Origin of the sequence: uncultured Tessaracoccus sp. (assembly GCF_947255005.1) — a bacterium.
In the GTDB taxonomy this organism is placed as follows: Bacteria; Actinomycetota; Actinomycetes; order Propionibacteriales; family Propionibacteriaceae; genus Arachnia.
Genome location: NZ_CAMYFI010000070.1, coordinates 1 through 11,374, shown reverse-complemented (window position 1 = coordinate 11,374; position 11,374 = coordinate 1). Strand labels below are relative to the sequence as shown.

Sequence of the window (11,374 nt, the reverse complement as noted above, 5' to 3'; positions counted from 1 at the left end):
GCTGCAGTATCTGGAGGGGCTGGCGCCGAAGCTGCCGCTCAACGAGATCACGTTCTTCTGGGTGACCGGCGGGCTGTCGAGCTTCCTGGACAACGCGCCAACCTACGCTACGTTCTATTCGATTGCGGGTCAGCTCCCGGGTGAGCCCCGGATTGGCTTCGATCCAGGCGTGCCGGAGTTGTACCTCGTCGCGATCTCGCTGGGTGCGGTGTTCTTCGGCGCGATGACCTACATCGGGAACGGGCCGAACTTCATGGTGAAGTCCGTCGCTGAGTCGGCGGGCGTCGACATGCCCAGTTTCGGTGGCTACATCAAGTGGTCGTGCATCTACCTACTGCCCGTGCTGGTGGCGGTGTGCGGCATCTTCGTCGCGCAGTCGATGGCCTGGCACATCGTGGGTTGGGCGGTGCTCGTCGTGCTCGTGGCGCGGGCATTCATCGTCGGGCGACAAGTGAAGCGGGCGGGGTACGCGGAAAACTGACCGTTATCCTCCACAAGAAGCATGTGACCCCCGGCTTTCGGGAAAAATCTGCAGGCGTGGAGGAAAACGGTCATTTCGTCCCCCACCCGGTGATCGTGCAGCCCCTGCCCGATGATTGAGTAGCCGCCCCCGCCACTGCCCACCCCATGATTGAGTAGCCGCCGAAGGCGGCGTATCGAAATCATCCCACCCCGACCGTTATCCTCCACGCCTGCAAAAAATCGCCGAAATCAGGGGGTTCATGGCCGCGTGTGGAGGATAACGGTCGCTCTAGCTCGCTGCCCCACCTAGCAGCCCGGCAACTAAGCTAGGCGGCATGGCTGACGGATCGTTCTACGAACGCGTGGGCGGGCGCGCCACGTTCGAGCAGCTCGTGCGCGAGTTCTACAAGGGCGTGGCCTCTGACCCTCCACTGCGCGCAATCTACCCGGAAGAAGATCTCGGCCCCGCAGAAGAGCGTCTGAGGCTATTCCTCGAACAGTACTGGGGCGGCCCGAAAAGCTACAGTGAGCAGCGCGGCCACCCGCAGCTACGGCTCAGGCATGCACCATTCGTCATCACACCGACGCAGCGTGATCGGTGGGTGCACCACATGATGGCCGCGGTCGACACACTGGCGCTGGACGAGGCCCATGACGCCGAACTACGCGAGTACCTCGTGCGCGCGGCACAGTTCATGATCAATGCCCCGGAGATGCCGGATGAGCAGTAGGGAACGGTTCGCCGTCGAGATCAACCCACTCCTGCCGGACACGCTGCGCGTCTCACTCACCCTGCGCAGGTTCGGCGGCGGGCTCCTGATGTTCCTCGGGGGCTCCATGCTCATCATGGTGATCGTCGGCACCATCGCTCGCGAGCGCTCCACCATGACCACGGGAGACGTCCTGACCACCGCCCTCGCCGCGCTCATGCTCGCAGGGCTTGTCGCCCTCGGTGCAGCACTGCTGTTTCGCCGCTCACGCTACGACCACCTGGTCGACCAGAAGCACGCATTCCTCATCACGCCCGAGCACCTGGAGTTCCCGGCGCGCAACGATGGTCCCGCCGCGGTGTGGCCACTGGACAAGGTCACGACGTCGTCGACGCCGGGCCAAACCGGCAGGTTGGTGCTGCGCTGTCCAGGATTCCCGACGAGGCAGTACGCCAACATCCACCTCAAGGAGACGCCCGCCGAGGTACAGGCACGGATCATGGCTGCACAGCGCGCCCTGGCACAACGAGACCGACCCGCCACGTGATGGGTTGACCGGCGACTCGCTGCGAAACGTTCCTCTCCGGCATCTCGACGTGTGGATGCCCGCGGGTGGCTAGCGTCCCTCGTCGCCCTTGCGCTCGACCGAGCCTCCCCAGCCGGTCAGTTCCTCCGACCGCACGATGGCCTCGGCTTCGGCCTGCTGGGCAACGACATCTGGGAAGATCGCCTGGAGTTCCTCCATCTGCGGCACCTGCACACCGATCGATGCCAGTTGGTCCTCGACCTTGGCTGCCACCTCCTGGGCGTCGCCCTCGAAGTCGATCGTCGGCGGCGTCTCCTCCATCTGCTGCGCGGCCTCACGCAGTTCGGGCTGGAAGCCCGGGTCGTGCAGGAGGGTGCGCAACGGGCGCTTGCCGTCAGCGACCTCGAGCAGCCGTGCACGGTAGGCGGGATCGTCCGTCTCCCGTGCCCGCTTCAGCAGGGATTCGCGAAGCTGTTCGCGGAAGTCTCGCCCGCCGAGCAGTTTGGCGGCCAGTGGATTCATGTTGGGCAGTGACATCTGATCATCCTTCCGGGAGTGTGACCCACTCCACTTGTTTCAGCACGGCCCCCAGCCCGGCCCCGATCCCCAGCATCGCATAGGCGGCTGCCGTGGCGTATCCCCAAGCGGCCGCCACCGCCTTGACCACGGCGATGATGGCCGTGACGACACCCGGGAGGGCAAGTGCGCCACTGAGAATCTCCGCGATCGACGTCCCGGCAAGCAGGGCGGCAACCACCGCGTCGACGATCGCGTCAACGCCGGAGTAGATGGCCTGGCACCAACCGAAGCTCGATGTTGCCACGGCCATGTACTTGTCCCCGAGATCGGACATCGGGCCGTTGACACTCGCGAGCGCTGAGCAGGCCTCGCGGAAGTACTCGCCAGCAGTGGTGGCTGCATCCGAGTCGTACCACCCGGTGAACATGATCTGCATGCGGGTCTCGAGTTCCGTTCCCAGATCAACGAAGAACTGGCCCATCAGATCCCAAATGAAAGCGGCCTCCTCGACCAAACGCCACTCGCCGCCGAGAGTGGAGTAGAGCCACTCCCACAAGTCCCTGCCCCCGGTGAACGGGAAGGCCAGGAAATTGATGATGCGTCGTAGCCAACCGGTGACCGACATGTAGCTGGGCCAGTCGAGGATCTTGAAGACCCAGTGGTCGAAGACGCTGCCGGGGAACATCTGGTGCAACGACGAGGTCCATCACATGTCGTTCGCCTGGACGGACCCGTCGGGAGCGGGGCCGACGGGCTCCATGCCCTCCTCCATCTCGAGCGCTTCCCACAGGCGCTTGATCTCGTCGAGGTTGGCCTGCTCACGTTTCGCCATCGCATCGATGGTGTCGCCAACCTTGGAGGCCCCTTTGTTGAGGAGCCGCTCAGCACCGTCAAGCAGATCCAGCAGACACTCTGTGTATTCGTCGTGCTTTTGCAGGATGTGGTTATAGAACAGTCCGCCGTCAGAGGATGTGACCACGCGCAGCCCTGGTTCGGCCTTCGCACGCCCTAAGCCCATGTCATCAGCCAACCCTTCCAGACCGGCCTTCCCATCTGCGACGATCGTGGGTTCAAAATGCATGGTAAAACTCTAGTGCCTAATGGGGCCAGCCAGGCTCCGAGCGCCCCGGGATCCAGTGTCCATCACAATGGTCACAACCCCCAGGACACCGGCCAATGCCCAAGCTCCGCGGGCCCACCATGCATCGGAGTCGAGGTGCTGCAGCGGCATCGCGGCCAACCCCACCAAAGCCCCGAGCAAGCCCACAACGCGCATCGCCCCTCGTTCGGTCCAGTGCAGCAGTGCGAAAAAGAGGCTGGCGACGACACCGACCCACCACAGAAAGCCGCCGAAGGGAAGGGCCACCTCTCCCGCGCCCAGCACGATGACCACTGTAATGAGTACGAGTGCGGCAGCGCTGGCGAGTCTCAACCACCTGAACGCGCGTGCCTCCGCGCGGGACACTTGCCTTCGCAGCGTTCACTCCTGCTCTGCGTTGGCAATCAGCTCGTGGTGGCGGACGACCTCGCGCACGATGAATTGGAGGAACTTCTCGGCGAACTCCGGGTCGAGCTGGGATTCCTTCGCCAACGCGCGCAGGCGCTCGATCTGTTGCGCCTCGCGGGCCGGGTCGGCGGCAGGCATGTTGTGTGCCGCTTTCAGCTCACCGACGCGCTGCGTGATCTTGAAACGCTCGGCCAGCAGGTGCACCAGCATCGAGTCCAGCTTGTCGATGCTGTCACGCAATCGGCGCAGTTCGGCGCGGGCCTCGTAGTTCGTCATCGGTGGAGAATGAGGTTGCTGCGCTGGAAACTCTTCACGTCGGTGTACCCCGTCATGGCCATGGCCTTACGCAGGCCACCGGCCAGGTTCATGGTGCCGTCGGGCACCCGCGACGGTCCCACCACCACTTCTTCGAACGTACCCACCTGTTCGAAGAATGTGCGCTCGCCGCGCGGAAGGGTTCGGTGCCACGCCTCGGGTCCCCAATGCCAGCCCATACCTGGCGCCTCCGCCGCACGAGCCAGCGGCGAACCCACCATCACAGCGTCGGCTCCACACGCGATGGCCTTCGCGATGTCGCCCGAACGCCCGACGGCACCGTCGGCGATGATGTGTACATAGCGACCCCCGGACTCCTCCAGATAGTCGCGACGAGCCTCGGCCACGTCGAACACCGCCGACGCCATCGGCACCTCGATGCCCAGCACCGACGCGGTGGTGTGCGTCGCGCCGCCGCCGAATCCGACGAGCACCCCCGCCGCGCCAGAGCGCATGAGGTGCAAAGCTGCGCGGTACGTCGCCACGCCTCCCACGAGGACGGGCGTGTCGAGGTGATAGATGAACTCCTTGAGGTTGAGCACGTCGTCGCCACCACCCACGTGCTCGGCGGACACCGTCGTGCCACGGATCACGAGGAAGTCGAGCCCCGCGCCCTCGATGACGTCGGCAAATTCCTGCGTGCGCGCTGGCGACAGCGACCCGGCGACGGGCACCCCCGCGTCGCGGATCTCCCGCAGCCTCGCTTCGATGAGCTCGCGCTTGATGGGCTCGGCGTAGGTCTCCTGCATGCGCCGGGTGGCGGTCACCTGGTCGAGGGGGCCGGTCAGGGCCTCGTACTGCTCTGTCGGATCTTCATAGCGTGTCCACAGACCTTCGAGGTTGAGTACACCAAGGCCACCCAACTGCCCCATCTTGATGGCGGTCTCCGGTGACATCACCGAATCCATCGGCGCCGCACAGATGGGAACGTCGAAGGTGATGGCGTCAATCTTCCAGGTGAGATCCACCTCGGAGTCGCTGCGCGTGCGTCGCTGGGGCGCGATCGCCACATCGTCGAAGCTATACGCAGGGGTGGCGCGATTGCTGTGACTCAGTTCGTACATTTCCTTCATCTTCCCGGGTTATCGGCGCGCGTAGTTGGGGGCTTCCACGATGTTGTGCACGTCATGCGGGTGCGATTCCTTCAAGCCGGCGGCGGTGATGCGCACGAATTTGCCGCGCTCCTGTAGCTCGGGCACGGTGCGCGCCCCGACGTAGAACATCGACTGGTGCAGGCCGCCGACGAGCTGGTGCACGACGGACTTCACCGGCCCGCGATACTGCACCTGGCCCTCGATGCCCTCAGCGATGAGTTCGTCGTCGCTCATCACGTCGGCCTGGAAATAGCGGTCTTTCGAGTACGACTTCTTGCCGCGCGAGCTCATGGCGCCCAGCGAGCCCATGCCGCGGTACTGCTTGTACTGCTTGCCGTTGATGAACACCGTCTCACCAGGCGACTCCTCGCAGCCGGCCAATAGCGAGCCAACCATGACGCTGCTCGCGCCTGCGACCAGGGCCTTCGCCACGTCGCCGGAGTACTGGAGGCCGCCGTCGGCGATCACCGGCACGCCTGCGGGCTGGCAGGCGAGCGAGGCGTCGTATACGGCGCTCACCTGGGGCACCCCGACACCGGCGACGACACGCGTCGTGCAAATAGACCCGGGGCCCACACCCACCTTGACGGCATCCACACCCGCGTCGACGAGGGCCTGCGCACCCGCGCGCGTCGCGACGTTACCGCCGACGATCTGGACGCCGTCGGAGGCTTTGTCGGCCTTGAGTTTGCGGATCATGTCGAGCAGCAGCTTGGCATGGCCGTGCGCGGTGTCGACGACGAGCACGTCCACGCCCGCCTCGATGAGCAGGTTGGCGCGCTCCCAGGACTCACCGAAGTAGCCGACGCCGGCGCCGACGAGCAGCCGCCCGTGCGCGTCCTTGGAGGCCTTCGGGAACTGCTCCGACTTCACGAAGTCCTTCACCGTGATGAGGCCAGTGAGCTTGCCGTCGGCGTCGACGAGCGGCAGGCGCTCCCGCTTGTGTTTACGCAGCAGTGCGGTGGCGTCGTCGCGGGAAATATCTTCCGGCGCGGTGATGAGCGGCATGGGCGTCATGACGTCGCGCACGAGCGTCGACTCCCACTCGGCGACGGGCGTGAAGCGTAGGTCGCGGTTGGTGCAGATGCCGAGCAGCGTGTTGTGTTCGTCGACGACGGGCAGGCCGGAGATGCGGTACTGGCCGCAGCGCTTGTCGAGATCGGCGAGCGTGGCGTCCGGGCCGATGGTGACGGGGTTGGTGATGCGCCCGGTCTGGGTGCGTTTCACCAAGTCAACCTGGTAGGCCTGGTCTTCCATGGAGAGGTTGCGGTGCAGCACGCCGAGCCCACCCTGGCGGGCCATGGCGATGGCCATGCGGGATTCCGTAACGGTATCCATCGCCGCGGAGACGATGGGCAGCTTCAGCGAGAGCTCACGGGTGAATCGCGTCGTGGTGTCCACTTCGGAGGGGATCACGTCGGTCTCCCCTGGCAGAAGCAGGACATCGTCATACGTCAGGCCCAGATAGTCGAATGGTCCACCGGTCGTCACTTCGCTCACAGTCCACCTTCTTAGTTCACACGCGGTCACGCTGAGTCTAGTCCGTTCCCCCAGCCCCGCCAGGCGAAGCCGGCATCCGACCATGACGCCCCACAGCCGCCACCGCCACACCGTGAGAAGGCGAATACCCTGCGCCGTGACCTTCGCCCCTGTACGGTTAGAGAAGGCTACGAGGAGGTAGCCCAAAGGCCCGTCTTAGAATGGTCCGACCAGTCACCCAGCGGCTCCCAAGGAGGCCCCAATGGAGTCCCTGTCTCCTTCTGAACACACCCAAGCACCGCCCCGCGCGAACGTGCGGCTGCAGGCCCCCATTGACGGGATCGTGGTGCCGATCGAAGCGGTACCTGACCCGGTCTTCGCCCGCAAGATGGTGGGCGAAGGCGTGTCCATCGACCCCATCACGAGCACCCTGTGTGCCCCGTGCGACGGTGAGGTCGCGCTCATGCACGACAGCGGCCACGCCGTCACCGTGCGCGAGCCATCGGGCGTCGAGGTGCTGATGCACATCGGTCTCGACACGGTAGCGCTCGGCGGTGAAGGCTTCACCGCCCTGGCGAAGACCGGCCAGCGAGTGAAGGCCGGCGATCCGCTCATCGAGTTCGACATGGATTTCATCGCTCGCCACGCGAAGAGTCTGCTCACGCAGGTGGTCATCGCCAATTCCGACACGCTGATGGGCTTTGCTCCCGCCGGCCCGGGGGTTATCGCCAAAGGCGATCCGCTCGCGACGTTGCAGCTCGCCGACGAGGCCTCCGAAGGTGCCGAAGCCGAGGGCCACAGCGCGTCGTCGGAGGCCATCATCATCGGCAACCCCACGGGTCTACACGCCCGCCCGACGGCGACGCTCGTCGGCATCGCAAAGCAATACCAGTCGCAGATCCGACTGCACCGTGGCGACGACTCGGCCAACGCGAAGTCGGTCGTCGGCATCATGAGCATGCAGGTGCTGCTGGGCGACTCGGTGCGGGTGGTGGCCACCGGCCCAGACGCCGAGGAAGCGATCAAGGCGTTGAGCGAAGCGATCCGCGGCGGGCTCGGCGAGGAGACGGTCCCAGTAGCAGGAGCCGCGGTGCCGCCGGAGTCTTCGACGGCACCGGCTGCTCCGGCTGAACAACCGAAGCCGAAGTCCGACGACCCACACCTTCTCATCGGCGTTGCGGCGTCGCCGGGCCTCGGCGTCGGACGTGTGCGTCAACTGCGCCGCAAGGAGATCGAGGTCACCGAACACGCCAGCGACAAGCACCTCGAGCGTCGACGCCTCAACACGGCCATTGACCATGCACTCGTCGAATTGCAGGCACTCGAGTCGGCACTGGAAGACAAGTCCAAGGCCGCGATCTTCGCCGCTCACCGCGAACTTCTCGCCGACCCTGACCTGCTGGATCTGGCGTCATCGGGCATCGAGAAAGGCAAAACGGCGGAATTCGCGTGGCGCAGCGCCTACCAGACGTTCGCCGACCAGCTCGCCGGCCTGTCGAATGAGGTCCTCGCCGGGCGCGCCACAGACGTGCGTGACGTCGGCATGCGCGTCCTCGAAGAGTTAACGGGTGAGCGGCAGGAGGCAGACGAACTCGAAGAGGGCACGATCCTCATCGCTGAAGACCTCGCTCCGTCCGACACAGCCACGATGGACCGCTCCAAGGTGGCAGGCTTCGCCACGGTGAACGGTGGCTCGTCCAGCCACGTCGCGATCCTCGCCCGTTCGCTCGACATCCCCGCTATCGCCGGCATCGAGGCACGCGCACTGGACATCCCCGACGGGGAGCGCGTGTTCCTCGACGGCACCCGCGGCAGTCTGCGCACCGGGGTGAGCGAGACGGAGGTCGAGGAGATCAAGGCCCGTCAGGCCCGTATCGCCGCGCGCCGGGCAGAAGAGCAGGCTCACGCGCACGAGCCAGCGGTCACCGTCGACGGGCACAAGGTGCTCGTGGTGGCTAACATCGGCGGCCTCGACGACGCGCGCAAGGCGGTCGATGCGGGTGCCGAAGGCGTTGGTCTGCTCAGGTCCGAGTTCCTGTTCCTCGGGCGCCAGAATGCCCCGACGGAGGACGAGCAGGCGGAGATTTACCACGGCATCGCGGAGACGCTTTCCGGCAAGCCCTTGGTTATTCGCACGCTCGACGTTGGCGGCGACAAGCCCCTGCCCTACCTGCCCATCGCCCCGGAGGAGAACCCCTTCCTCGGTTTGCGCGGCGTGCGGGTGGGGCTGGACCGGCCGGAGATCTTACGGACGCAGGCCCGCGCGATCTTGCATGCGGTGAAGGCCGGCGCACAGATCCACGTCATGTTCCCGATGGTCGCCACCCTGCCGGATTTCCGGCAGGCCAAGGAGATCTTCGAGGAAGAGCGTGCGAAGCTGGGCGTGGCGCAGGTGCCGCTCGGTGTGATGGTCGAGGTGCCGAGCGTCGCGGTGATGGCGGACCAGTTCGCCCGAGAGGCCGACTTCTTCAGCGTCGGCACCAACGATATGACCCAGTACACGCTCGCAATGGACCGCGGCCATCCGATGCTCGCCCCACAAGTGGATGCGCTGAACCCCGCGGTCCTCGCGTTGATCGGGCGAGCAGCCGAAGCCGCCCACCGCTACGACCGCTGGATCGGCGTCTGTGGCGGCGTCGCCTCCGATCCGCAGGCGGTCCCCATCCTGCTGGGGCTCGGCGTCGACGAGCTGAGCTGTTCTATCCCGTCCATCGCGACGGTGAAGGCTGAGGTTCGTGCGCAGTCACTCGAACACTGCAAGGACCTCACCGAAGGCGCGCTGCGCAAGACTACGGGAGCCGAGGTTCGCGACCTCGTCCCACTCGAGGAGGAGTGATCCCATGTCCACCGCATCCGAGATCGTGGCCGCGCTCGGCGGCCCAAGCAATATCAAGAGCCTCACGCATTGCGCCACCCGACTGCGATTCGAACTCGTCGACGCCAGCGGGGTTGACGCGGGAGTCGTCGAATCGATCAAAGGCGTGATGGGTGCCGTGCCGCAGTCGGGCGACCGCTACCAGGTCATCATCGGCGGTGGTGTACAGGGCGTGTTCAACGAGATCAACGCGCTGCCCGAGATGAAGGACATCACGCCCCGCGAGATGACCGACGCTGAGCTCAAGGCGGCCGCCCGCGAGGGTGGCATCCGCGGCAAAGCTGCATGGATCGACAACTTCTTCGAGTACCTGTCCGACTCTTTCCGGCCCCTGCTGGGTGTCCTGCTCGGTGCGTCGCTGATCATCGCGATCGCGGCCGTGCTCGACGCGACAGGCGTCGTCGACTTCCGCGCCCCCGATAAGGCGGCCGGCTGGGTGTTTATCGACGCCATGTGGCGGTCGGTGTTCTACTTCCTGCCGATCATGGTGGCCTACAACGCGTCGAAAAAGCTGGGCGTGGACCCATGGTTGGGTTCGGCGATCATGGCGGCCTTCCTGACACCAGAGTTTCTGTCGCTGGCCAACGCGGAACGCTTTCTCGACACCGTCTGCACCAAGGACGCGACGCTCGGCACGTCGAGCTGCGTGGCCAACACTTTCGGCTTGCCCCTGCAACTCAACGAGTACGGCGGGCAGGTGTTCGTGCCGCTGATCATGGTGGCGGTGCTGGCGCCTGTGTTCAAGTTCTGGAAGAAGATCATTCCGGAGAACGTGCACATGGTGTTCGTGCCGTTCCTGTCGATGCTGGTGATGTTCCCGCTCACCGCATTCCTCATCGGCCCGCTGGGTATCTGGATGGGCTCTGGCATCGGCGCTGGCCTTTCGTGGCTGAACGGCAACGCACCCGTGGTCTTCGCCATCGTGATCCCGCTCGTGTACCCGTTCCTCGTGCCGCTCGGTCTGCACTGGCCGCTGAACGCGCTCATGCTCGTCAATATCAACACGCTCGGCTACGACTTCATCCAGGGCCCCATGGGCGCGTGGAACTTCGCGTGTTTCGGTGCGACGGCGGGCGTCCTCGTCATCTCGATGCGCGAACGCGAGTCGGAGATGCGGCAAACAGCCACTGGCGCTCTCGCCGCGGGCCTACTTGGCGGTATCTCGGAGCCGTCACTCTACGGCATCCATCTGCGCCACAAGCGCATCTACCCGCGGATGCTCGTCGGCTGTCTCGTCGGCGGTCTCCTCATCGGCATCCTGGGTGCGGGTTCGGGTGGAGTGCAGACGTCGGCGTTCGTGTTCACGTCGTTGCTGACGATCCCCGTGTTCAACCCGATGTGGGTGTACATCATCGCGATTGCGTCGGCGTTCTTGACGTCGATGTTCCTCGTGATCGTCTCCGACTTCCGCACGAAGGAGGATCGCGCCGCCATGCGAGCCGCACGCGACGCCAAGCCCGCGGAGGAGACCGATGGCGAGCCTCGAGTGATCGTCGTGACGGACACGGAGACAAATCAAGCGAAGCAGTGGGTCGAGGCCATGGGCGGCGACGACAACATCGCCGCGGTCGACACCCTGGCTGAAACTCGTCTGCGCATCGAGGTGCAGGACTCGTCGAAGGTCGATGTCTCTGCGCTTCAGCGGGCCGGGCTGCCAGCCGCCGTCGAGGTGGCGCCAGGTGTGTGGCACCTCGTCGCGGGCCTCGAAGCTTCGCACTACGGAGAGGCGGTGCAGCGCCGGCTGGCGAGCTCGAGTATCTGAACGGTCGTCACGACGCGGTTGAGCCTTGGGGTCTGACGGCCCGGGGCTCAACCGCCAGCAGGATGGTCAGCTTACGATCGAGTGGCCGCATCGGGTGAGCTTGCGCTTGTGTATCGCTCAGCAGC

At 65.3% G+C, this 11,374-nt stretch carries 12 protein-coding genes; 5 read left to right on the top strand and 7 right to left on the bottom strand.

Annotated features, from left to right (window positions below):
* From Q0X61_RS11380 to Q0X61_RS11370, 3 genes are all read left to right on the top strand, one after another.
* The coding region (locus Q0X61_RS11380) for a sodium:proton antiporter (protein WP_297742741.1) at positions 1 to 481 on the top strand (481 nt) is incomplete at its 5' end.
* Positions 482 to 797: 316 nt separating this feature from the next.
* Positions 798 to 1,193 (top strand): globin, encoded by a 396-nt coding sequence (locus Q0X61_RS11375; RefSeq protein WP_297742739.1) that lies wholly within the window; start codon positions 798 to 800, stop codon positions 1,191 to 1,193.
* A complete protein-coding gene (locus Q0X61_RS11370; protein WP_108870433.1) occupies positions 1,183 to 1,719 on the top strand; it encodes a hypothetical protein in 537 nt (178 codons plus the stop codon). The genes Q0X61_RS11375 and Q0X61_RS11370 overlap by 11 nt, the downstream gene beginning before the upstream one ends.
* A 69-nt stretch (positions 1,720 to 1,788) precedes the next feature.
* Here Q0X61_RS11370 and Q0X61_RS11365 read toward each other — a convergent pair whose 3' ends face one another.
* Genes Q0X61_RS11365 through guaB form a run of 7 tightly spaced genes read right to left on the bottom strand, consistent with a single transcriptional unit; the run spans position 1,789 to position 6,633 of the window.
* Complete coding sequence (locus tag Q0X61_RS11365) at positions 1,789 to 2,235, bottom strand: hypothetical protein (RefSeq protein ID WP_108870434.1); 447 nt, start codon at positions 2,233 to 2,235, stop codon at positions 1,789 to 1,791.
* A 4-nt stretch (positions 2,236 to 2,239) separates the two neighbouring features.
* Complete coding sequence (locus tag Q0X61_RS11360; protein ID WP_297742738.1) at positions 2,240 to 2,911, bottom strand: hypothetical protein; 672 nt, start codon at positions 2,909 to 2,911, stop codon at positions 2,240 to 2,242.
* Between the two features lie 12 nt (positions 2,912 to 2,923).
* Entirely contained in the window at positions 2,924 to 3,298 is a 375-nt protein-coding gene (locus Q0X61_RS11355) for a hypothetical protein (protein WP_297742736.1), read from the bottom strand.
* 9 nt (positions 3,299 to 3,307) lie between these two features.
* A complete protein-coding gene (locus Q0X61_RS11350) occupies positions 3,308 to 3,649 on the bottom strand; it encodes a hypothetical protein (protein WP_297742734.1) in 342 nt (113 codons plus the stop codon).
* A 48-nt stretch (positions 3,650 to 3,697) separates the two neighbouring features.
* Complete coding sequence (locus Q0X61_RS11345) at positions 3,698 to 4,000, bottom strand: chorismate mutase (protein ID WP_297742732.1); 303 nt, start codon at positions 3,998 to 4,000, stop codon at positions 3,698 to 3,700.
* Positions 3,997 to 5,103, bottom strand: a complete 1,107-nt coding sequence (locus Q0X61_RS11340) for a GuaB3 family IMP dehydrogenase-related protein (RefSeq protein ID WP_297742730.1) — start codon at positions 5,101 to 5,103, stop codon at positions 3,997 to 3,999. The genes Q0X61_RS11345 and Q0X61_RS11340 overlap by 4 nt, the downstream gene beginning before the upstream one ends.
* An 18-nt stretch (positions 5,104 to 5,121) precedes the next feature.
* Positions 5,122 to 6,633 (bottom strand): IMP dehydrogenase, encoded by a 1,512-nt coding sequence (guaB, locus tag Q0X61_RS11335; protein ID WP_297742728.1) that lies wholly within the window; start codon positions 6,631 to 6,633, stop codon positions 5,122 to 5,124.
* Between the two features lie 241 nt (positions 6,634 to 6,874).
* On the opposite strand from guaB, the gene ptsP reads away from it, so the two are divergent.
* Together ptsP and Q0X61_RS11325 are read left to right on the top strand one after the other, a co-directional pair.
* Positions 6,875 to 9,448 (top strand): phosphoenolpyruvate--protein phosphotransferase, encoded by a 2,574-nt coding sequence (gene ptsP / locus Q0X61_RS11330; RefSeq protein ID WP_297742726.1) that lies wholly within the window; start codon positions 6,875 to 6,877, stop codon positions 9,446 to 9,448.
* Between the two features lie 4 nt (positions 9,449 to 9,452).
* Complete coding sequence (locus Q0X61_RS11325; RefSeq protein ID WP_367270742.1) at positions 9,453 to 11,249, top strand: PTS transporter subunit EIIC; 1,797 nt, start codon at positions 9,453 to 9,455, stop codon at positions 11,247 to 11,249.
* Positions 11,250 to 11,374: the final 125 nt, after the last annotated feature.

Coding starts and splice junctions, on each gene's coding strand:
- Q0X61_RS11375 (WP_297742739.1), top strand. CDS start 798: ATGGCTGACGGATCGTTCTACGAACGCGTGGGCGGGCGCGCCACGTTC.
- Q0X61_RS11370 (WP_108870433.1), top strand. CDS start 1,183: ATGAGCAGTAGGGAACGGTTCGCCGTCGAGATCAACCCACTCCTGCCG.
- Q0X61_RS11365 (WP_108870434.1), bottom strand. CDS start 2,235: ATGTCACTGCCCAACATGAATCCACTGGCCGCCAAACTGCTCGGCGGG.
- Q0X61_RS11355 (WP_297742736.1), bottom strand. CDS start 3,298: ATGCATTTTGAACCCACGATCGTCGCAGATGGGAAGGCCGGTCTGGAA.
- Q0X61_RS11345 (WP_297742732.1), bottom strand. CDS start 4,000: ATGACGAACTACGAGGCCCGCGCCGAACTGCGCCGATTGCGTGACAGC.
- Q0X61_RS11340 (WP_297742730.1), bottom strand. CDS start 5,103: ATGTACGAACTGAGTCACAGCAATCGCGCCACCCCTGCGTATAGCTTC.
- ptsP (WP_297742726.1), top strand. CDS start 6,875: ATGGAGTCCCTGTCTCCTTCTGAACACACCCAAGCACCGCCCCGCGCG.
- Q0X61_RS11325 (WP_367270742.1), top strand. CDS start 9,453: ATGTCCACCGCATCCGAGATCGTGGCCGCGCTCGGCGGCCCAAGCAAT.